Source organism: Pigmentiphaga sp. NML080357 (assembly GCF_002188465.1).
In the GTDB taxonomy this organism is placed as follows: Bacteria; Pseudomonadota; Gammaproteobacteria; order Burkholderiales; family Burkholderiaceae_B; genus Pigmentiphaga.
In genome coordinates, this window is sequence record NZ_NINW01000049.1 from 534874 (window position 1) to 555589 (window position 20716).

Here is a 20716-nt window from a genome sequence, read left to right on the forward strand (position 1 = left end):
GCCCGGGCGCGCCGCCATGACCGACATCAACCAAGCCGATTCCTCGTCTTCCGAACAGGGGCCCCTGGCCACCCTCACGCCGCGCGTCAAGGCCAGCGTGCTGGCCGAAGCCCTGCCTTATATCCGCCGCTTCCATGGCAAGACCATCGTGGTCAAGTACGGCGGCAACGCCATGACCGAGGAGCGCCTGCAACGCAGCTTCGCCCACGACGTGGTGCTGCTCAAGCTGGTGGGCCTGAATCCCATCGTGGTCCATGGCGGCGGTCCGCAGATCGACGATGCGCTCAAGCGCGTGGGCAAGCAGGGCACCTTCGTCCAGGGCATGCGCGTGACCGACGCCGAGACCATGGAAGTGGTGGAGTGGGTGCTGGGCGGCCAGGTCCAGCAGGACATCGTCATGATGATCAATGAGTTCGGCGGCAAGGCCGTGGGCCTGACCGGCAAGGACGGCGGGCTGATCCGCGCTCGCAAGATGCTGATGCCGGACAAGAACAATCCCGGCGCGCAGCTGGACCTGGGCTTCGTGGGCGAGATCGCCTCCATCGATCCGTCGGTGGTGAAGGCCTTGCAGGACGATCAGTTCATCCCGGTCATCTCGCCCATCGGCTTCGGCGAGGACGGCATGGCCTACAACATCAACGCCGACCTCGTGGCCGGAAAGGTCGCCGAGGTCATGCACGCCGAAAAGCTGATCATGATGACCAACACGCCGGGCGTGCTGGACAAGAACGGCAACCTGCTGACGGGACTGACCGCGGCCAAGATCGACGAACTGTTCGCCGACGGCACCATTTCGGGGGGGATGCTGCCCAAGATCTCCTCGGCGCTGGAGGCCGCCAAGAGCGGCGTCAATTCCGTGCACATCGTCGACGGCCGCGTCGAGCACTGCCTGCTGCTGGAAATCCTGACCGCGCAAGGCGTGGGCACGATGATCAAATCGCACTGATATACCCCTGCGCGCTTCGCGCGCACCCAGGGGCGGCACAGCCGGACCGGCAAAGCCGGAGCCACTGTGCCCCGGGGATCAAGCCCGCGGCCTGTCGCAAGGTGAAGTGCCGTTCGCCACAGCCACGCGCGATATTTGCAAAGAATACTTTTTACATGAGTCACGACAATTCCCAGCCCGAGACGCCGCCTTTCGATCCAGGACGCGGCGGCTCCGGCTCCGCCAGTCCGCTCGCGCCGTCCCGTGGGGGGCGCCCGGAAGGGCGTAAGGGGGAGCTGGTCGTCAGCGAGATTGCGGCGGCGGTGACAGGGGTGCCGTCGCTGGCCACGGCGCGGCGGCAGATCCGCAGGCCGCTCAGCCGGGTGCGGGCGACGCGGCGGCCGTTGAGGGCGGCGGGACGGGGCGAGCCGGTCTGGTTTTTCGACCTGGACAATACCCTCCACGACGCATCCCACGCCATCTTCTCGCATATCGATCTGTCCATGACCCAGGCGGTCATGGAGACGCTGAACGTGTCGCTGGAAGAAGCCCACACGCTGCGCAAGCGTTACTGGCAGCGCTATGGGGCGACGCTGATCGGGATGGTCAAGCACCACGGGGTATCGGCGGCGGATTTCCTGCATCGCAGCCACAGTTTCGACATCCGCCCGCTGGTGCGGGCCGACAAGGATTTGCGTAACCGTTTGTCACGCCTGCCGGGGCGCAAGATCCTGTTGACGAATGCGCCACACAACTATGCGCGGACGATCCTGACCCATCTGGGCATTCTGCACTGTTTCGACAGCCTCTGGGCGGTGGAGGACATGTACTTCCACGGCGAATTCCGGGTCAAGCCTTCGCCGGCCTTGCTCCGTCATGTCATGGCAATGGAGGGAGTAAGCGCTCACAACTCGGTGTTGGTGGAGGACACGTCCGCCAACCTGCGCGGGGCGCGGAAAGCAGGCATGCGCACCGTCTACGTCCGGCACCCGGGCACGCCCTTCGCAAAGACACATCGCGGACGCCCGCTTTTTATCGACCTTCAAGTAAACTCGGTCAGTCACTTGTTGTTACAGCGTCGCGCCCTGCGGCGCAGTTAGCCGCCTTCCGCCGAAGGCGGTCCTGCAAAGCGGGCGATCTTTTCTCCTTCTTTGCACGGAAACCCACCGCGACATGGCCTCTAGCAAGTCGGGCGAGCGCAAGACTCAGATCCTCCAGATGCTGGCCGAGATGCTCGAGCATCCCAAAGGCGAACGCATCACCACCGCGGCATTGGCCGCGCGCTTGCAGGTTTCCGAAGCGGCGCTTTACCGGCATTTCGCCAGCAAGGCCCAGATGTTCGAGGGCCTCATCGAGTTCATCGAGAACTCGGTGTTCGGCTTGTTCAACGTCATCTCGGAATCGGAGACCAGCGGCCTCATCCAGGCGCGCAAGGCCATCCTGATGCTGCTCACCTTCGCCGAGCGCAACAAGGGCATGACGCGGGTCCTGATCGGCGATGCCCTGGTGTCCGAGGACGAACGGCTGCAGGAGCGCATGAACCAGTTCCTGGACCGCATCGAAGCCTCGTTGCGGCAATGCCTGCGCAACGCGCTGGCATTGAACGAGCTGCCTCCCACCGACGACATCCATGCGCGCGCCAGCCTGATCCTGCATTTCATCCTGGGACGGTGGCAGCGCTACGCCAAGAGCGGGTGGAAGAAATCGCCGTCGGAGTTCATCGACGTGCAGATACAGATCATGCTGGCCTGAACATCCCGGATCAATCGCCGTTCGTGCCTTCCCATCCGTTCTTCGAGATATCGAACACCACGCCGAACGGATCCTTGAATTTCTTCTCGAAGTTCTTTTTCTCGGGGTCGTTGCCAAGCGAGAAAAAGAACTTGCCGCCCGCGGCTTCGATCCGGCGCTCCGCTTCGTCGAGGTCATCGACCTGGAATCCGAAATGGTGCACGCCCGCGTGGCCGCTGGATGGCGCAAGGGGATGGCCTTCCTTGTACTGCAGCAGCGCCAGGTTGGTGCTGCCGTCCGACAAATAGATGCCGGAGCCCATCTCGAGGTCGTCGCGGCCCACGCGCTTCATGTCGAAGGCAGTCTCGTAGAACGTGGCGGCGGCTTCGAGATCGGGAACGACCAGCGCGATGTGCTTGATCTTCATGGAGGACTCCGCGTGAATGGGAACGCCGTGGGCGTTGACATAATGTAACGGCATATTGCGTGAAGGGCCAAAAACTGGAGTAATTCCTCCCGTTGCGCTAAGACAGCGTTTGCATGCGAGCATGGGGGGCAAGATGAACTGCGGAAAGCTGCGCACACTCGGCGAGGGGGCCGCGCCATGGCTCAACTGATCCTGATCCTGCTCGGCGTCGACTATCTGCGCAAGCGCTGGCGGGCGCTGGCGATTGCCGGGGCAGTCTTCCTGATCGCGGGCGTGGTGGTGTTCATCGATGCGCTGGACGGCGCCCACTATTTCCCGCTCAATTTCTTCGCCGTGCTTTTCATCCTCGAGGGGCTGGCCACGCTGGCGACGGCGAAGACCGGCGTTGGCGGGCAGAAAGTGCTGCGCTATGCGAAAGGGATCTTCGTGCTGGTTGCCGGAGCGTTGATCCTGGCGGGCCATCATCACGGCAATTTCGTCCTGTCGATGATATTCGGGGCGCTCTTCCTGATCGACGGGCTCATGCAGTGCATCGCCGGCTACGTCGTCCGCTACGAGCGGTGGAAGTACGTTTTCGCGTGGGGCATCGTGGAGATCCTGCTTGCGATTTTCTTCTTCCAGCCCTATCCGACCAATTACGTGGGGACCTTGCCGTATTGCCTCGGACTCTTCCTGGCCTTTGCCGGGTTGAAGCTGCTGACGCTGGCGCTGCGGGTCAAGCACCTGGCAACCAATCCCGCCTTCCAGTCCGAGCAGCACCTCAGCTTCATGCCCACCGGCCCCGAGGTCGCCGGCGGCCGGACCGTATGGGATGGCCCGCCCACGGAGTCCGAACGGGCGCTCACCATCCACGTCTGGACGCCTTCGGGATCCGCCAAGGCCGAAACCCGGAACTACCCCGTCGTCAACCGGTACATCGCTGCGGTGGACGTCAATGGCGTGGTGTCGACCGGCCATGCCGCGCTCGAATCGCCCGAGGGCATCTACATCAGCCTGTATCCGGGCGTGGAGATCGATCATTCGCCGGACGAGTTCGGCACCATGCTGCGGGCCACGGCGGAAAACAACGTTCCCGGCCTGTTCCAGCCCGACTACGGGACCGAGTCCAAGGCCTGGCGGCCGTCCAACGTCCAGGTCCGCATCCGCAATTACGATGCGGCGAAGCTGGCCGCGTTCTGGGACGAGTACCGCAAGAACACTACGTACAACCTGACTTATCGCAACTGTTCGAGCACGGTTTCCAATGCGCTGGAGGCGGCGTTGGACGGCGTGGTCGGACGCCTGCATGGCCCCGGGGCGGGGTGGAAGGTCCTGGTACGGCTGCTGCTGACGCCGGAGCTATGGGTCGCGGCGCAGATCCGCAAGCGCGCGGTGACCATGGCGTGGACGCCCGGCCTGACGCTCGACTACGCGCGGGCGATGAGCATGCTCGCCGATCCCCGGCCCTTCGGCTGGTGGAAGATGTCGCAGGCCGCCGTGCGCCAGATCGCCAAGCTGCGTGAAGGTTGGCGTCGCCAGGACAGGGAGGCTGCTTCACAGCGTGCGCGGTCTTGAAATGCCCCCTACGCGCTTACGCGCGCCACGTATGGTGACCCCCCCTACGCGCTTACGCGCGCCCCCCAGGGGGCTCTACTTACGGACCGGCGGAGCCGGATCCGCTGTGCCCTGGGGTACCACCCGGCTGGCGAGGAACGGCGTTCTTTTTCCTTTCCTTTTTGCCGGAGCCGGATCCGCTGTGCCGTGCGGCAGCAGCGTCCGGGAAAACCGACGCGTATCCGTACCATTTTCAGGGAGAAAACACCGATGCGTAGATGGGCATCATTCGCGCTGTTGATGGCGCTTGCAGCGCCGGTCGGCGCGCAATCCGATTGCGACGGCCAAACCAGCCAGGCGGGGATGAGCGAATGCGCCAGCCGCGCCTACAAGAAATCCGACGCGGAACTGAACAAGGCCTACAAGACCATTCTCGGCCGGTTGAAGGACGACAAGGAGCTCACGCAGCGTCTCGTCGCCGCACAGCGGGCATGGGTGGCCTATCGCGATGCGGAATGCGCGTTCTCGAGTTCCATGGCCGAGGGCGGGTCCGCCTACCCGATGGTGCAGGCCATGTGCCTCGACCAGCAGACCCGGGCCCGCACCGAGGCCTTGCATGGATACCTGAAGTGCAAAGAGGGCGATCTGAGCTGTCCCGTTCCTTCCAAATGACGCGTCGGTGATCCGTCCATGGGCATGATGCTTCTGGCCGCCGCCGTGATCCTGTTCGGCGCGTGGGGTGCCCTGGCCCTCGGTTATTGCACGGCGGTGCAGGGGAGGGTGCGCGTTGCTGCGCTGGCGGCCTGGCTCGCCGTGACCGCGGCCGCCCTGGCCAGCATGGCGTTCGGTTCTTTCGTCGGCCCGGCGATATTCGGCGCGGCGGCGCTGGCCTTGCTCGCATGGTGGTCACGCATCCGTCCCTCGAACGACCGGCCATGGATACCCGAGGTTGCCAGGCAGACCCATGGCAACGTGGAGGGCGACCGGGTCACGTTGCACAACGTGCGCAACTTCGATTGGCGGAGCGCCACCGACTTCGACGCCCGGTGGGAAACCCGCACCTACTATCTTTCCCGGCTGTGTTCGGTCGATCTCGTCCTGTCCTATTGGGGGCGGCCGGCGATCGCGCACGCCATGGTGTCGTTCGGGTTCACCGACGGGCAGTATGTCGTTTTCTCGGTGGAAATCCGGCGCAAGCAGGGGGATGCGTTCTCCGAGATCGGCGGGTTCTTCCGGAACTATGAATTGAGCGTGATCGCTTCCGCCGAAGAGGACAGCCTGCGCGTGCGCACCAATGTGCGGGGCGAGGACGGCTACCTGTACCGTATCCACATGCCTCGCGAAGCGGCGTGCTCGCTGTTCCTGGCCTACGTGGACACCGCCAACGGGCTGGTGCGCCGGCCGCGCTTCTACAACACCTTGACCGCCAACTGCACCACGCTGGTGTTCCAGATGGCGCAGCGGATCGTGCCCGGCCTGCCGTTGGACTACCGGCTGCTCATGTCGGGCTATCTGCCGGAGTACCTGTTCGAGCTGGGCGCGTTGCAAGGGGCGCCCGACGTGGCCGCGTATCGCCGCGGCGGCCGCTATACGGAACGGGCGCTCGAGACGTCCGACGCGGAGTCGTTTTCGCGGAACATCCGGCGCGGGGTGCCGGGCGTGGCGCAGTCGCCGGCGTAGCCGCCCTTTTTCGCGCGCCTTAGCCGCCGCACACCGGGCACCCCGGATCCCGGCCCACCCGTACCTCGTGCCACTTCATCGACAGGGCATCCAGCATCAGCAGGCGCCCCGACAGGCTGGTGCCCACGCCGGTCACTACCTTGATGGCTTCGGCGGCCTGGGTGGCGCCGATGATGCCCACCAGCGGCGCGAAGACGCCCATCGTCGCGCAATTGACCTCTTCCACGTCCTCGCCGTCCGGGAACAGGCAGTGGTAGCACGGGGCGTCGTGCCGCCGCAGGTCGAACACGCCGACCTGCCCGTCGAAGCGGATGGCGGCGCCGGATACCAGCGGCTTGCGGTGCCGGACGCAGGCGCGGTTGATGGCGTGGCGGGTAGCGAAGTTGTCGGTGCAGTCGAGCACGATGTCGGCCGCCGCGACCTGGGCATCGAGCCCGTCGTCCGCCAGCCGCTGCGTCAAGGCGTGGACGGCAACCTCGGGGTTGATGGCATTCAGGGTTTCCTTGCCGGATTCCGCCTTGTAGCGGCCCACCCGTTCGGTGGTGTGCAGGATCTGCCGCTGCAGGTTGGTGAGGTCCACCGTGTCGTCGTCGGCCAGCACCAGGCTGCCCAGGCCGGCCGAAGCCAGATAGAACGCCGCGGGCGACCCCAGGCCGCCCGCGCCCACGATCAGGGCACGCGCCTCGAGGAGGCGCTGCTGCCCTTCGATGCCGATTTCGTCGAGCAGCACATGCCGCGAATAGCGCAGTAACTGCTCGTCGTTCACTTGGCCGGCGCGGGAACGGGTTTCTCGGGCGGTGCCGGCAGGGGGGCGGCCGGCTTTTCGTCCTTGGTCGCTTCCTTGGCTTTCTCGGCGGGCGTCTTGTTGCGCTCGGCCAGTTCGGCGGCATCCTTGGCCACTTCTTCGGCCTTGGCCAGCTGCACCGGCTTGCCGGCCAGCAGGTTCAGCGCCTGGGTCAGCTGGAAGTCGTCCGCGCTGCCGAACTCGATGGGCTTGATCGTCTTGCGTTCGGCGGCCTTGGCCGGATCCTGCGGGCCGGACTTGATCTCGCCGTTCGGATCCTTGTCATTGAGCAGGTGCTTGGCCAGGTCGGCCTCGCGGGGCCGCTCGAACAGATCGCCTTCGGGCGTATCCGTGACGGGGAAGTCCGGCACGATGCCCTTGGCCTGGATCGAGCGTCCGCTCGGCGTGTAGTAGCGCGAGGTGGTCAGCTTGATGGCCGAATCGCGCGAGATCGGCAGGATGACCTGCACCGAGCCCTTGCCGAAGGTCTGGGCGCCCAGCACCTTGGCCCGCTTCTGGTCCTGCAGGGCGCCGGCCACGATTTCCGAGGCCGAGGCCGAGCCGGCGTTGACCAGCACCACCATGGGCACGGTCTTGGTCCAGCCCGGCAGGCGCTTGACGTAGTCGTCGCTGCTGCGCAGGTAGTCGGCCGGAATGGTCTGGTACTTGCGCTTGGCGTCCGGCGTGCGGCCGTCGGTGGATACCACTAGGGTGTTCTGCGGCAGGAAGGCGGCCGAGACCGCGATCGCGCTGTGCAGCAGGCCGCCCGGATCGTTGCGCAGGTCCAGCACCAGCGACTTGGGCGCGCCGTTCTTGCCCAGGCGCTCCAGGTGCGTGGCGAGATCGGCGCCGGTCTGTTCCTGGAACTGGGCGATGCGGACGTAGGCCGTATTGCCGTCCAGCATCTTGCTGCGTACGCTCTGGACCTTGATGATGTCGCGCTGGATGGTGACGACGATGGGTTGGGCCTCGTTCTTGCGCACCAGGGTCAGCGTGATCGAGGTCTTGGGCTTGCCGCGCATCAGCTTGACGGCGTCGTTCAGCAGCAGGCCCTTGGTGGACTTGTCGTCGATCTTGACGATCAAGTCGCCGGCCTTGACGCCGGCGCGCGCCGCGGGGGTGTCCTCGATGGGCGAGATGACCTTGACGAAGCCGTCCTCGGTGCCGACCTCGATGCCCAGGCCGCCGAACTCGCCCTGGGTGGCCGTCTGCATTTCGCGGTAGGCGTCGGCATCCAGGTAGGCCGAGTGCGGATCCAGGTCGGACAGCATGCCGGCGATGGCGCCGTCGATCAGCTTCTTGTCCTCGACCGGCTCGACGTAGTTGTTCTTGATGGTGGCGAAGACATTCGAGAACTGGCGGATCTCTTCGAGCGGCAAGGGGCCGCGGGTTTCCCGCTGCGCGACCGCCGTGATGCCCAGGCTGACCAGCACGCCGGCAACGACGCCGAGGCTGACCAGGCCGATACTGCGAACTTTACTCTTGCTGCCCATGTATTCCTCCGGGCCCGGGGCTGGGATGTGAAAGGTTTGACACCCAGGGGGCCTCTCGGGTTCTCGTCGATTGTCGAAATGGTGAATGTGGTGCGTGCGCGCTTGGCGATCAGGATATCCGGGTCGGGTGGATCAGCGCAACGAGGCCCATTTGAGCGGGTCGAACGGCGCGCCTCGGTGCCGCAACTCAAAGTATAGGCCCGATTCGGACTGGCCCCCCGTGGCGCCTACGTTGGCGACGATGTCGCCGCTCTTGACGTCGTCTCCGACGTGGCGCAGCACCGCCTGGTTGTTGCCGTATATCGACAGGTACTGGCTGCCGTGGTCGATGATGAGCAGGTTGCCGAATCCGCGCAGCCAGTCGGCGAAGACTACCTTGCCGGCCGCCACCGCGCGTACGTCGGTGCCTTCGGGGGCGCGGATGAAGACGCCTTTCCAGGTCCCGCCTTCGCCGCGCGAGGCGCCGAAGCGGCCCACCACGTCGCCCGGCACCGGCAGGCGCAGGCGACCGCGCAGTTTCTCGAACTGGCCGGTGAGGGAGGGATCGGGTACCAGGCTGTTGCGCGCCACCGCCTGTTCCGGCGGCGGCTCGGTACGCGGCGGGGGAGGCTTGCCGGCCTCGCGGGCGGCCTGTTCGGCGGCGCGGCGGGCCTGTTCCGCGCGGCGCGCCTGTTCGGCCTTGCGCCGGGCTTCCTCGGCCTGCCGGGCCAGCATGCGCGTCAGGTTGTCGATGACGCGGGACAGGCGCTTTTCGTCGCGCTCCAGGTTGGCGGCCTGGCGGCGCTGGGTCTTGAGCTTGGAGGATATGTCGGCCAGCACCTTGCGGCGTTCCTCGGACTGCTTGAGCAGTTCCTGTCGCTGGTTGTTTTCCTCGGCGGCCAGCTGTTCGAGTTCGCCGCGCTTGGCGTCCGCCTGGGCCCGCAACCGGGCCAGCTCTTCCAGCTCGGCCTGCAGTTCGGTCACGGTCTTGGCGCGCGCCTGGGCGATGTAGCCCAGATAGGCGAGATTGCGGTTCAGGCGCTGGGGGTCGTCGCCCGACAGCAGGGCGCCCCACGGCGTGAGCCCGCCTACCGCGTACTGGCGGCGCAGCAGGTCGGCCAGGTGCGCCTGCCGCTGCGACAGGTGCTTTTCCTTTTCGGCAATGGCCTGTTTCTGGCGCTCGAGCTCGGCGTTGGCCCGGCGCTGCGCGTTGCCCAGCTCGACCAGGCGGCGGTTGACCTTGGAGATGGTCTGTTCGGATTCTTTCAGCGCGTCGGCGGCGTCGGCGTGCTCTTCCTCGCCCTCGGCGATGTCCTTCTTGAGCGCCTCCAGGCGCTTGCGCAGGGCCTCGCGCTCGCGCGCAACCGCGGCCGGATCGGCCGTCTTGCCCGCGTCCGCGGCGACCGCGGCGGGCGGCCAGCCCGAAGCCACGGGCAGGGCGATCAGCAGGGCCGCCGCGAGTCGCTTCACTTGGCCTGGGCCTTTCCTTGGGCCGCCACGGCGGCCATGGCGGCGGCGATTTCCTCCGCGTTGCCCAGGTAGTAGTGCCGGATCGGCTTCAGGTCGTCGTCCAGTTCGTAGACCAGCGGTTGGGCGGTGGGGATGTTCAGGCCCACGATGTCGTCGTCGGAAATGTTGTCCAGGTGCTTGATCAGCGCGCGCAGGCTATTGCCATGGGCCGCGATCAGCACGCGCTTGCCGGCTTTGAGCGAGGGAGCGATGGTTTCGTTCCAATAGGGAACGACCCGCGCGACGGTGTCCTTCAGGCATTCCGTGGCCGGCAGCTCGGACGGGTCGAGCTGGCTGTAGCGGGCGTCGAAGCGGGCGTGGCGCTCGTCGTCCGGCGACAGGGGGTCCGGCGCGATGGCGTAGGCCCGGCGCCATATCAGCACCTGTTCTTCGCCGAACTTGGCCGCGGTCTCGGCCTTGTTCAACCCCTGCAGCGCGCCGTAGTGGCGTTCGTTCAGGCGCCAGCTGTGCTCGATGGGCAGGTACATGCGGTCGAGGGCGTCCAGGGCGATCCAGAGCGTGCGGATGGCGCGGCGCAGCACCGAGGTGTAGGCCAGGTCGAAGTCGTACCCTTCCTGCTTGAGCAGTTCGCCGGCCTTGCGGGCTTCTTCGCGGCCCTTTTCCGTCAGATCGACGTCGGTCCAGCCGGTGAAGCGGTTTTCCAGGTTCCATTGGCTTTCGCCATGACGCATCAGTACGAGTTTGACCATGTTTGGAGGGCGCAGGCGCGCTGCGCGTAAAGGTTGAATACAATTCGGCTGCCCGCCGAAAACCGGTGGGGTGGGCACCGCCCGGCTTGAAAAACGCCAGCCTATCCCGACATTTTATAATCCTGCGGCATTATCTTGGCCGCAGGCCCGGATTCGGCCCGCTCCGGCGGCGAAAATCCGGCGGGCCATGCAGCTTTTCCCGCCGTTTGCGATTTCGTAAGCGTGCGTAACGCCCGCCTTCTTTCCAGGATCCGTTCGTGAAATTCATCGTCGACAACATTCTCTTGATCGCATTGGCGCTCGTTTCGGGCGGCATGCTGCTGTGGCAATCCGTCCGGGGCGGCAAGACCGGCGGATCGATCAGCGCGGCCGAGGCCACCGCCGCGGTCAATCAGCGGCACGCCGTGTTCGTCGACGTCCGTCCGGCAGCCGAGTTCGCGGCCGGGCACATCGCGCAATCGCGCAGCGTGCCCATCGCCGAGCTCCCGCAGAAGGCCGGGAGCCTGCCCAAGAACAAACCGCTCATCCTGGTGGGTGCCAACGGCCGCGACGCGGCCAAGGCCGTGGCCCAGTTCAAGGCCCAGGGGTTCGCCGACGTGAGCAGCCTGGCCGGCGGACTGACCGGCTGGGTCCAGGCCGGGATGCCGGTCGCCAAAGGATAGCGTCATGCAAAAGGTATTGATGTATTCGACGGGGTATTGCCCCTACTGCATGCGCGCCGAAATGCTGCTCAAGCAGCGCGGCGTGGAGCAGATCGAGAAGGTGCGAATCGACGCCGAGCCCGAGCGCCGCGGCGAGATGATCGAACGGACCGGGCGGCGCACCGTGCCGCAGATCTACATCGGCGACACCCACGTGGGCGGCTTCGACGACCTGGCCGCGCTCGACCGCGCGGGCGGCCTGGTGCCCCTGCTCAACGGCGAGGCCGCGCCGGGGCATTGATTTCGTAGTGGCCGGGAACGCCCCGGCGTGTTTTCATTGGTGTACACGTTTCGGCTCCGCGCGCACCGGGAGCCGGGTCCAGCCAGCAGGCTTTTCGTTTTCTGAATTCCTTCCCCATGTCCGACAATCAAGAGCAGCAAGCCCCCGTTTTCAACATCCAGCGCGTCTACCTGAAGGACCTCTCGCTGGAGCTGCCGAACGCGCCGCAGATCTTCCTGGAAACCGAGCAGCCGGGCGTGGAAGTGGCCATCGACGTCGGCGCCCAGGCGCTGGCCGAGACCGTGTTCGAGGTGACCGTCACCGCCACCGTCACCACCAAGATCGGCGACAAGGTCCTGTACCTGGTCGAAGGCAAGCAGGCCGGCATCTTCGAGCTGGCCAACATCCCGCTGGAACAGCTCGATCCCATCCTCGGCATCGCTTGCCCGGGCATCATCTATCCCTACCTGCGCAGCAACATCGCCGATGCCATCACCCGCGCCTCGATGGCGCCGCTGCACCTGGCCGAAGTCAACTTCCAGGCGATCTACGAACAGCGCGTCGCCCAGGCGGCCGCCGAGCAGCAAGTGGCCGAGGCCGGCAAGGACAGCGGCCTGATCCTGCCGCCCGGCGTCGGCACCAAGCACTGACCGGCCGGCTCGATCATGGCGGATACGACGGCTCCGGGATTGCGGGTCGCCGTCCTGGGGGCGGGCAGCTGGGGGACGGCGCTGGCCGCCGCCTGCGCCCGCAGCCATCCCACCATGCTGTGGGCGCGCCGGAGCGAACTGGCGCGCCGCATCGCCGATACCCATGAGAATGCCGACTACCTGCCCGGGATCGCGCTGCCGGCGGACTTGCGCACCGCGGCCGACATCGCCGAGGTATTCGGCCATCTCCAGGGCGCCGTCCGGCCTTTGCTGATTCTCGGCGTGCCCGTGGCGGGCATGGAACAGGCGTGCCGCGAGGTCGCGGTCGGCGTGGCCCGCCACGGCATGCGAGACCTCGCCGTGGTCTGGACCTGCAAGGGGCTGGACGCCCGGACCGGCCGCCTGCCGCACGCCATCGCCGACGACGCCTTCGCCGGCGCAGCCGCCATTTCGACCGGCGTCCTGTCCGGTCCTTCCTTCGCCCGCGAAGTCGCACGCGGCCTGCCGGTGGCGTTGACCATTGCCAGCGCCAGCGCGGAGTTGCGCGACCGGGTGACCGAAGCGCTCCACGGCGGCGCCATCCGGGTCTACGGCAGCGAGGACGTGATCGGCGTGGAAGTGGGCGGCGCGGTCAAGAACATCATGGCCATCGCCTGCGGCATCGGCGACGGCCTGGGCATGGGTGCCAACGCCCGCGCCGCGCTCATCACCCGCGGCCTGGCGGAAATGACGCGCCTGGGCGTGGCTCTGGGCGCGCAGGCCGATACCTTCTCCGGCTTGACCGGCCTGGGCGACCTGATCCTGACCGCTACCGGCGACCTCTCCCGCAACCGCCACGTCGGCCTGGAGATCGGGCGAGGCCGGGCCCTGGACGAGATCCTCGGCGACATGACGCAGGTGGCCGAAGGCGTGCGCTGCGCGCCGGCCGTGCGCGATCTCGCGCGCCGCTGCGGCATCGAGATGCCCATTACCGAGGCCGTATGCGCGGTGCTGTTCGAGCGCGTGCCGCCGGCGGACGCCGTGTCGCGCCTGCTCGCCCGGGACCCGAAGGTTGAAGCCCCCGGGGTGAGCCCCCCCCTACGCGCTGCCGCGCGCCCCCCGGGGGGCGATGCTGGCGGACCGGCGGAGCCGGATCCGCGGCATCCTGGGTCGGGAGCGTCCGGTTCCGGGGGCGGCGGGGGTTCTTAAGGAGTCTAGATGGATGCGGTTTGTGTGTATTGCGGCGCGAGTCCGGGGAACGATCCCTTCTACGCCGAGCTGGCGCGCGATTTCGGGCGCGCGGTGGCCGAGCGCGGGATGCGCCTGGTGTACGGCGGCGGCAGCGTCGGCCTGATGGGCCACGTGGCCAATGCCGCGCTCGAAGCGGGCGGCCTCGTGACGGGCGTCATTCCCGAGCGCCTGTGGGAAAAAGAGGTCGGGCACAAGGGCCTGACCGATATGTTCGTCGTGCCCACCATGCACGCTCGCAAGGCGCGCATGGTCGAGCTTTCGGACGCCTTCGTCGCCTTGCCGGGCGGCTTCGGCACACTGGACGAGCTTTTCGAGGTGCTGACCTGGCAACAGATCGGCTATCACACCAAGCCGGTGGGGTTGCTCAACGCCAACGGCTACTACGACGCCTTGCTTGCCTTCGCGCGCCACGCCCACGAGCAGGGTTTCGTGCGCGCCGTGCATCTCGAGGCGCTGATCGTCGATACCGATATCGGCCGCCTGCTGGATCGCCTCGCCAGCGCGCAGCCGGTAAACGTGGACCGATGGGTCAAGAACAGCGAGGCGGTCTGAAGCAGTGCCGCCCGCCGGACCAACACCAATAACGGAGATATCCATGCGCTTTTCCGCATCCCCCGCGTCGGCCCTGCGCCGCCGCCTGCTCGGCACCGCCGTGGCCGCGGCCGCCGGCCTCGCCGCCGCCACGCCTGCCGCCGCCCAGCACGGCGACTGGCCCAGCCGTCCCATCAAGCTCGTCGTGCCGTTCCCGGCCGGCTCCTCGCCCGACATCATCGCGCGGGTGATCTCGCAGCCCTTGAGCAAGCAGCTGGGCCAGGCCATCGTCATCGACAACAAGCCTGGCGCGGGCGGCAACATCGGCACCGGCACCGTAGCCCATTCGGCACCCGACGGCTATACCATGCTGTTCACCATCAACGGGCCCCTGGCGACGGCGCCCGCGCTCTACACCAAGCTCAACTACGATCCGCTCAAGGACCTCGCGCCCGTCACGCTGGTGGCCACCAGTCCCAACGTGCTGGTCGTGCCGCCGTCGCTGAACGTGGACTCGGTCGGCGCCTTCAACGCGCTGGTCAAGAAAGAGCCCGGCAAGCTCAACTACGGTTCCGTCGGCGCCGGCAGCTCGGGCCACCTGGCGATGGAGCTGCTCAAGGGCAAGGAGGGGCTCGACATCCTGCACGTGCCCTACGCCGGCTTCCCGCAAGTGGTGACCGCGATGCTGGGCGGCCAGCTGCAGGCCGGCTTCATGGTGCCCGCCATCGCCATGCCCCAGGTGCGCGACGGCAAGCTCAAGGCCCTGGCCGTGACCAGCGCCAGGCGCAGCCCCGCGCTGCCCGACCTGCCGACCATGGCCGAGCAGGGCGTGCCGGACTTCGAGGTGATTTCCTGGCAAGCCATCCTGATGCCCGCCGGCACGCCGCAGCCCATCATCGACCGGCTGAACAAGGAACTGGTGCAGATCATCAAGAGCGATGAAGTGCAGAAGCAGCTGAACGTCCAGTACTTCACGGCCGCGCCATCCACGCCGGCCGAGCTGACCGCGCTGATCAAGAAGGAACAGCAGACACTGGGTGCCGTGATCAAGCGGTTGAACCTGACGCTGGACTAGGGAGGGCACCCCGAGCGGCCTCTGGCCGCGCCGGCTCCGCGGCGCTCCGGGGCCGGGTCTACGATCCCTGGGCGTGGGCGAGCAGGGCGAGTCCGAGGAGCATGGCCAGGATGCCGATGGCGCGTGCGACGCGTTCGCCGTGCGGGGCGAGGCGCTCCGCGGCAATGGCCGCCGTCACGATGGCCATGGCGGCCGGATCCATCATTCCGGCGGCGAGCAGGCAGGCGGTCAGCCCGGCGCACGAGACGCAACAATGCAGGCCGAGGCGAAGGCCGAAGCGCCATGCGTCCCGGGCATCCGGCGGAACGCCGTGGCCGCATGCCGGCGTATCGCGGCAACCCGCGAGGTGGCGTGCCTTGACCGGCGTGAGCTGGAACAGGCCGGCGGCGAGGACGACCGCGCCGGTCGCTATCGATGCGGCACTCGTGCCGGCCAGCCACATGCCGCCCGAAGCCAGCGCGGCGCCGGACGCGAACACCGCTGCGCCGGCGACCGTCCAGACGGAAAAGTAGCCCAGCTCGGCCGCCACGGCCAAGCGGCCCGGGGCCCCGGCGCCCGACGCGCCTGCCGCCAACCGGTACCGCCACAGCGCCGGAGCCAGCGAAGGCAGCATCATCGCCATCATCATGGCCATCCACATGCCAAGGAATGCGGCCGTCGTGCCGGCCCAGGTGCGGCCCGGCATGGGGAGCCACGCCATCGGTCCCGCTCCGCCGCAGAAAATATTCATGGCAGCCGCCGGCGACATCGCGCCGCCGGCGGCTGCCCCGCCCGTCGCGAGAAGGACCGAGACGCCGTAGAAGAGCCGTCGGGCGGCGCGTTCCTCGAGCACGCCGGATCCTCGCAGCGCGACCTTGGAGGAGAACCGGTCAGCGCCGGCCGTATTCATCGTGGCGGCGCCACCAGACGCCGGTCTCGTTGCGGCCCTTGGGCGCACGATCCAGCCATTGGTACATGGGCCAGAGGCCATCCAGTCCGCGCGCATACGTGGAGTAGGTGTGGTAGATGACGCCGTCCTCTATCACGAAAGCGCTCATGCCGGGGCGGTCGCGATGGTACGTGGCCGTATCGGTGCCGCACATGGCCGCGAACCGGGCTTCCGCCTTGTCGCCGCCCTCGTCCTGTTCCGGACGCCAGGCGAACACGGGTTCGCGCTGATAGTTGTACTCGATGCCATGTTCCTGTTGCTGGGCTTCGGTATAGGACACGTTGAAATCGAAGTTGAAGTCGCCGCCCTGGGACGAGGCCCAGGGAAAGCGCCAGCCCATGCGTTGCTTGTAGGCCTGCAGCTTGGCCAGCGGGGCGCGAGAGACCGCCGCGAGCGTGACGTCATGGTTGGCCAGGTGAACGGCGGCGCCGTCGAAGCCATCGGCGATCGCCGAGCAGGAGGGGCACCCCGCCGTATAGTCGGGTCCGAACATGAAGTGATAGACCAGAAGCTGGGAGCGTCCCTCGAACAGGTCCGCCAGGCTGGCGGCGCCGGCGTCGGTCTCGAAGCGGTAGTCCTTGCCGACCCGGACCCAGGGCAGCGCCTGGCGCTGCCGCGCCACCTCGTCGCTGCGCCGTGTCAACGCTTTCTCCGCCTCGAGCAGCTCGAGCCGCGCGGCCAGCCATTCTTCCCGGGTTGCTGTCGCGTGTCGCATCGTCGTTTCTCCATGAAGTCCGCCGGCGTTCGTTGAATTCCGAGCGCGGCGTGCGGTTGATAGGCGTGTGCTAGATTAGGCTCGGGACGCCGGACGGCGGGAGCAACAAGTGTGGCGGGATTCGGATGGACGTGCTGATCGCTGCCGCCGCGCGGGCCCTCGCGGCGCTGAAGGCCGAGGGCGGCATGCCCAGCATCATGGGATGGGTCGAGGCCTACCGCCTGTTCAGCAAGGAGGTGGTCGTCACCATGCCGCTCGAGCAGTACGCGCTGGCGCTGGCCCAGCTGGTGCCCATCCAGTTCATCGGTACCAGCGACACGGAATACTACGGCGGCATGATCCCGCGCATCTTCAACCTGATCCTGGAAAAGAACTACGACGAGGCCACACGGCTCTACTGGCAACTGACTCCGGCCCGCAAGGCTCGCGCCGCGGCCAACGCGTATTCCTCGCAGACCCAGTTCCTGAACCGCATGCTGTGGAAGTTCGAGGGGTGGCTCAACGGCTTCAACGGCGGTCCCGTGCGCCAGCCGACCATGCGCATCAACGAGAACACCATGAACAGCCTGCGGCAGGCGCTGGTCAAGTCCGGCATCACGCCTACCGATGCGCCCAACGGCGATTTCTTCGTCGGCCGCCACCCCGCATAGCCGGAGAACGTCCGATGACATCTTCCCCATTGGCCGCCGATCTGTACATCGCCGGACGCTGGTCGCAGCCGGCCCATCCCCGCTCGTTTCCCGTCTCCGATCCGGCTACCGGAGAGCTGGTTGCCCATGTCGCCGATGGCGATCTGCCTGATGCGCGGGCGGCCGCCGACGCCGCCGCCGCGGCCTTGCCGGCGTGGAGCGCCACGCCGCCCCGCACCCGGGCCGAAGTGCTGAGGAAGGTCCATGCCCTGATGATCGAACGCCTCGAGCCCCTGGCGCGCATCATCACGCTGGAGAACGGCAAGCCGCTGACCGACAGCCGGGCCGAAGTCCGGTACGCCGCGGAGTTCTTCCGCTGGTATTCCGAGGAAGCCTGCCGCAACCTGGGATCGGTCAGCCATGCGCCGGGCGGCGGCTATCGCATTCTGGTCCAGCACCAGCCCATAGGCGTGGTCGTGCTGGTGACGCCGTGGAACTTCCCCTGCGCCATGGGAGCTCGCAAGATCGCGCCCGCGCTCGCGGCCGGATGCACGGTCCTGGTCAAGCCGGCTTCGCTGACCCCGCTCAGCATGCTGGCCTTGGCCGACATCCTGACCGAGGCTGGCGTGCCCGGCGGCGCGGTCAACATCGTGCCTTCATCGCGCTCGGGGCCGCTGGTCGATCATTGGCTGCACGATCCCCGGGTACGGCTCGTATCCTTCACCGGTTCCACCGAAGTCGGCCGGGTCCTGCTCAAATCGGCCGCCGACCAGGTTCTGAAGACGCCGATGGAGCTCGGCGGCAATGCGCCTTTCCTGGTCCTGGACGATGCCGACGTGGACGCTGCCGTCGAAGGCGCCATGGTCGCCAAGATGCGCAACATGGGCGAAGCGTGCACCGCCGCCAATCGCTTCTATGTCGGCGCCGGGATCTACGATGCGTTCGTGCGGGCCTTCGTCGAGCGCATGCGGGCCCTGACGATCGGCCACGGCCTGGACGAGGCCAGCCAGGTCGGCAGTCTGGTCGACGCCGCCACGCGAGACAAGGTCGACGAGCTGGTCCGCGATGCCGTGGCGCGCGGCGCCTGCATCCTGTGCGGAGGAGAGAAGATCCCCGGTCCCGGTTATTTCTACCCGCCCACGGTGTTGGGAGAAGTCCCGGTCGACAGCCGCGTCCTGCGCGAGGAAATCTTCGGCCCGGTCGCGCCCATCGTGCGCGTCGCGTCCGAGGACGAGATGGTGGCGCTTGCCAACGGCACGGAGTACGGGCTGGCGGCGTATCTCTACACCCGGGATCTCGCCAAGGGCCTGAAGCTGGCGGAGCGGCTGGAGTTCGGCATGGTGGCGCTCAACCGCGGGCTGGTATCGGATCCCGCCGCGCCGTTCGGCGGGGTGAAGCAGAGCGGGCTGGGCAGGGAAGGAAGCCGGGAGGGGATGCAGGAATACATGGAGACGAAGTACGTCGCCGTGGAGTGGTAGCAGAAGCGGGCGGTCCACCAAACGTGTCCGCCCCGCGTCCCCTGTTGCGCCTCAGGCCTGCGGCCGCCGGGCGGCCCGATCGGCGCCTTCCCGCAGCGCCGAGAGCTTCATCCAGGTCACTGCCGGATCGATCTTGCCGTAGTTGGCGAAGGTCCCGAAGCCGCAGTCGGTGCTCGCCAGCACGCGGTCTTCGCCCATGAAGTCCACGTAGCGTTCGATCCGCTGCCGGATCAGCTCGGGATGCTCGACGTAGTTGGAGCAACTGTCGATCAGCCCCGGGGCCAGGATCTTGTCCTTTGGCTTGGCGGCGCGCCAGATTTCCCATTCATGCTCGTGGCGCGGATTGGCGGCCTCGAACAGGATGGTCGCCGGCCGGGCGGCCAGGACGATGTCGATGACCTTCTCGAGCGCGATGTCGCAATGATGCGGCCCTTCGTAATTGCCCCAGCAGATGTGCATGCGCAGCTTTTCGGCGGGAATGCCGCGGGTCGCCGCATTGAGGGCTTCGACATTCTGCCTGGCGCGCTCGAGGAACTCCGCCTCGCTCAGGTTCTGGTAGCCGGTGTGGGCCGCCATGGCGAGGTCCGGGCAGTCGAGCTGGAGGTCGAAGCCCGCGGCGACGATGGCTTCGTACTCGGGCCGCATCGCCTCGACCAGGTCGGCCAGGTAGGCCTCGTGCGTGGGGTAGTGCTTGTTCGGCTGGAATGCCGTCACCAGGCCGGGAGACGCCGCATTCATGAATCCGCGGCGGCCTTGGCCGTACCGTTCGACGGCCGACTTGAAGCGGCGGATGTCGGCATGGCAGGGCTCCATCGTCCGCAGCTTTACCGGGCCGATGCAGGCGGCCCGCACGAATTCCTGCGCGCCCATGATCGCGGCCAGCTTCTTCCTGAGCTCGGGAAAGTCGGCCAGGTCCTTGGCGGGCATGCGGTCGATGTGGCCGCCGAAGCCTTCCAGCCGCTCGGTGATGTAGGTGGCATAGCCCACCTTGCCGAGCTCGCCGTCGCTCATGATGTCGACGCCGGCTTCCACTTGCCTGCGTACCGCGTCGTCGATCGCGGCCTGCACGGTCTGCTCGAAGCGATCGGCATCGACCTCCTGGCCGTGGTCGCGCGCGAGCAGCAGTTGCGCCAGTTCATCGCCGCGGGGAAGACTGCCGACATGGGTGGTCAGAATAGCCATTACATTCCTCTTTTTCATGAGGCGGCGTGGCCGCCTGAAAAGCGATGCGGGCGAGCGCGCCCGGTCGTTCGTATCTTAGTCGCGAACAGCGCCTAGAGTCCGCCCGCATATCCCGCCTGGCGCCAGGCCTCGAACACGACTACCGCGACGGAGTTGGACAGATTCAGGCTGCGCTGCCCCGGCCGCATGGGCAGCCGCAGCCGCTGGTCCGGCGGGAACGCGTCCCGGATCGCGGGCGGCAATCCCGCGGTCTCGCTGCCGAACACGAATACGTCGCCCGCCTGGAACGTCGCCGTTCCGAACAACCTGGATCCCCGCGTGGTGAAGGCGAACACCCGGTCCGCCGCCGCGCCGGTTGCCGCGATCGCGGCGCCGAGGTCGTCGTGCACCTTGACCGACGCCCATTCGTGGTAGTCCAGGCCCGCCCGCCGCAGCTTGGCATCCTCGAGCTCGAATCCCAGCGGGCGCACCAGGTGCAACTGCACGCCGGTATTGGCGGCGAGCCGGATGGCGTTGCCGGTATTGGGAGGGATTTCCGGATGGACGAGGACGACGTGGAACACGGTGCGGGATGTAACCGAAACAATGGGGCGATGGTACCGCATC

The 20716-nt window shown here is 67.1% G+C and carries 23 protein-coding genes; 14 read left to right on the forward strand and 9 right to left on the reverse strand.

The genetic code is table 11. The features are described 5' to 3' along the window. Window positions 1-16 precede the first annotated feature (16 nt). From argB to slmA, 3 genes are all read left to right on the forward strand, one after another. On the forward strand, window positions 17-946 hold the full coding sequence (gene argB, locus CDO44_RS25070; RefSeq protein ID WP_087783124.1) for an acetylglutamate kinase: 930 nt from the start codon (window positions 17-19) through the stop codon (window positions 944-946). A 155-nt stretch (window positions 947-1101) separates the two neighbouring features. Next, window positions 1102-2025 carry a pyrimidine 5'-nucleotidase gene (locus tag CDO44_RS25075; RefSeq protein ID WP_087782944.1) on the forward strand — a complete coding sequence of 308 codons (924 nt, stop codon included), beginning with the start codon at window positions 1102-1104 and terminating at the stop codon, window positions 2023-2025. A 73-nt stretch (window positions 2026-2098) separates the two neighbouring features. Continuing rightward, window positions 2099-2677 carry a nucleoid occlusion factor SlmA gene (slmA, locus tag CDO44_RS25080; protein ID WP_087782945.1) on the forward strand — a complete coding sequence of 193 codons (579 nt, stop codon included), beginning with the start codon at window positions 2099-2101 and terminating at the stop codon, window positions 2675-2677. A 10-nt stretch (window positions 2678-2687) separates the two neighbouring features. On the opposite strand, the gene CDO44_RS25085 is transcribed toward slmA, so the two are convergent. Further along, entirely contained in the window at window positions 2688-3083 is a 396-nt protein-coding gene (locus tag CDO44_RS25085; protein ID WP_158213434.1) for a VOC family protein, read from the reverse strand. A gap of 177 nt (window positions 3084-3260) precedes the next feature. On the opposite strand from CDO44_RS25085, the gene CDO44_RS25090 reads away from it, so the two are divergent. The 3 genes from CDO44_RS25090 (at window position 3261) to CDO44_RS25100 (ending at window position 6296) form a co-directional block, all read left to right on the forward strand. Then, window positions 3261-4637 carry an HdeD family acid-resistance protein gene (locus CDO44_RS25090; protein ID WP_087782947.1) on the forward strand — a complete coding sequence of 459 codons (1377 nt, stop codon included), beginning with the start codon at window positions 3261-3263 and terminating at the stop codon, window positions 4635-4637. Between the two features lie 249 nt (window positions 4638-4886). Continuing rightward, window positions 4887-5288 carry a lysozyme inhibitor LprI family protein gene (locus CDO44_RS25095; protein ID WP_087782948.1) on the forward strand — a complete coding sequence of 134 codons (402 nt, stop codon included), beginning with the start codon at window positions 4887-4889 and terminating at the stop codon, window positions 5286-5288. Between the two features lie 18 nt (window positions 5289-5306). Continuing rightward, entirely contained in the window at window positions 5307-6296 is a 990-nt protein-coding gene (locus CDO44_RS25100) for a DUF4105 domain-containing protein (RefSeq protein ID WP_087782949.1), read from the forward strand. A gap of 19 nt (window positions 6297-6315) precedes the next feature. Here CDO44_RS25100 and CDO44_RS25105 read toward each other — a convergent pair whose 3' ends face one another. From CDO44_RS25105 to gpmA, 4 genes are all read right to left on the reverse strand, one after another. Further along, a complete protein-coding gene (locus tag CDO44_RS25105) occupies window positions 6316-7062 on the reverse strand; it encodes a molybdopterin-synthase adenylyltransferase MoeB (RefSeq protein ID WP_087782950.1) in 747 nt (248 codons plus the stop codon). Continuing rightward, a complete protein-coding gene (locus CDO44_RS25110) occupies window positions 7059-8573 on the reverse strand; it encodes a S41 family peptidase (protein ID WP_087782951.1) in 1515 nt (504 codons plus the stop codon). The genes CDO44_RS25105 and CDO44_RS25110 overlap by 4 nt, the downstream gene beginning before the upstream one ends. Window positions 8574-8705: 132 nt before the next feature. Beyond that, window positions 8706-10022 (reverse strand): murein hydrolase activator EnvC, encoded by a 1317-nt coding sequence (locus CDO44_RS25115; protein WP_087782952.1) that lies wholly within the window; start codon window positions 10020-10022, stop codon window positions 8706-8708. Beyond that, complete coding sequence (gene gpmA, locus CDO44_RS25120) at window positions 10019-10771, reverse strand: 2,3-diphosphoglycerate-dependent phosphoglycerate mutase (protein WP_087782953.1); 753 nt, start codon at window positions 10769-10771, stop codon at window positions 10019-10021. The genes CDO44_RS25115 and gpmA overlap by 4 nt, the downstream gene beginning before the upstream one ends. Window positions 10772-11028: 257 nt before the next feature. On the opposite strand from gpmA, the gene CDO44_RS25125 reads away from it, so the two are divergent. From CDO44_RS25125 to CDO44_RS25150, 6 genes are all read left to right on the forward strand, one after another. Continuing rightward, a complete protein-coding gene (locus tag CDO44_RS25125; protein ID WP_369824710.1) occupies window positions 11029-11433 on the forward strand; it encodes a rhodanese-like domain-containing protein in 405 nt (134 codons plus the stop codon). Window positions 11434-11437: 4 nt separating this feature from the next. Further along, complete coding sequence (gene grxC, locus CDO44_RS25130) at window positions 11438-11713, forward strand: glutaredoxin 3 (protein ID WP_087782954.1); 276 nt, start codon at window positions 11438-11440, stop codon at window positions 11711-11713. A 116-nt stretch (window positions 11714-11829) separates the two neighbouring features. Next, on the forward strand, window positions 11830-12342 hold the full coding sequence (gene secB, locus CDO44_RS25135) for a protein-export chaperone SecB (protein WP_087782955.1): 513 nt from the start codon (window positions 11830-11832) through the stop codon (window positions 12340-12342). 15 nt (window positions 12343-12357) lie between these two features. Beyond that, window positions 12358-13530 carry an NAD(P)H-dependent glycerol-3-phosphate dehydrogenase gene (locus CDO44_RS25140; protein WP_087782956.1) on the forward strand — a complete coding sequence of 391 codons (1173 nt, stop codon included), beginning with the start codon at window positions 12358-12360 and terminating at the stop codon, window positions 13528-13530. A gap of 9 nt (window positions 13531-13539) precedes the next feature. Further along, window positions 13540-14124: a TIGR00730 family Rossman fold protein gene (locus tag CDO44_RS25145; protein WP_087782957.1), complete on the forward strand. Its 585-nt coding sequence runs from the start codon at window positions 13540-13542 to the stop codon at window positions 14122-14124. Window positions 14125-14167: 43 nt separating this feature from the next. After that, window positions 14168-15178 carry a tripartite tricarboxylate transporter substrate binding protein gene (locus CDO44_RS25150; RefSeq protein WP_087782958.1) on the forward strand — a complete coding sequence of 337 codons (1011 nt, stop codon included), beginning with the start codon at window positions 14168-14170 and terminating at the stop codon, window positions 15176-15178. 58 nt (window positions 15179-15236) lie between these two features. On the opposite strand, the gene CDO44_RS25155 is transcribed toward CDO44_RS25150, so the two are convergent. Beyond that, window positions 15237-16067, reverse strand: a complete 831-nt coding sequence (locus tag CDO44_RS25155; RefSeq protein WP_087782959.1) for a DUF2182 domain-containing protein — start codon at window positions 16065-16067, stop codon at window positions 15237-15239. Further along, window positions 16048-16821 (reverse strand): DUF899 domain-containing protein, encoded by a 774-nt coding sequence (locus tag CDO44_RS25160; protein WP_087782960.1) that lies wholly within the window; start codon window positions 16819-16821, stop codon window positions 16048-16050. The genes CDO44_RS25155 and CDO44_RS25160 overlap by 20 nt, the downstream gene beginning before the upstream one ends. A 125-nt stretch (window positions 16822-16946) precedes the next feature. On the opposite strand from CDO44_RS25160, the gene CDO44_RS25165 reads away from it, so the two are divergent. Further along, window positions 16947-17471, forward strand: a complete 525-nt coding sequence (locus CDO44_RS25165) for a hypothetical protein (protein WP_087782961.1) — start codon at window positions 16947-16949, stop codon at window positions 17469-17471. A 14-nt stretch (window positions 17472-17485) separates the two neighbouring features. Continuing rightward, a complete protein-coding gene (locus CDO44_RS25170) occupies window positions 17486-18928 on the forward strand; it encodes an NAD-dependent succinate-semialdehyde dehydrogenase (RefSeq protein WP_087782962.1) in 1443 nt (480 codons plus the stop codon). A 51-nt stretch (window positions 18929-18979) separates the two neighbouring features. Here CDO44_RS25170 and CDO44_RS25175 read toward each other — a convergent pair whose 3' ends face one another. Together CDO44_RS25175 and CDO44_RS25180 are read right to left on the reverse strand one after the other, a co-directional pair. Beyond that, window positions 18980-20110 carry a cobalamin-independent methionine synthase II family protein gene (locus tag CDO44_RS25175; RefSeq protein WP_087782963.1) on the reverse strand — a complete coding sequence of 377 codons (1131 nt, stop codon included), beginning with the start codon at window positions 20108-20110 and terminating at the stop codon, window positions 18980-18982. Window positions 20111-20202: 92 nt separating this feature from the next. After that, complete coding sequence (locus CDO44_RS25180) at window positions 20203-20673, reverse strand: tRNA (cytidine(34)-2'-O)-methyltransferase (RefSeq protein WP_087783126.1); 471 nt, start codon at window positions 20671-20673, stop codon at window positions 20203-20205. Between the last annotated feature and the right edge of the window lie 43 nt (window positions 20674-20716).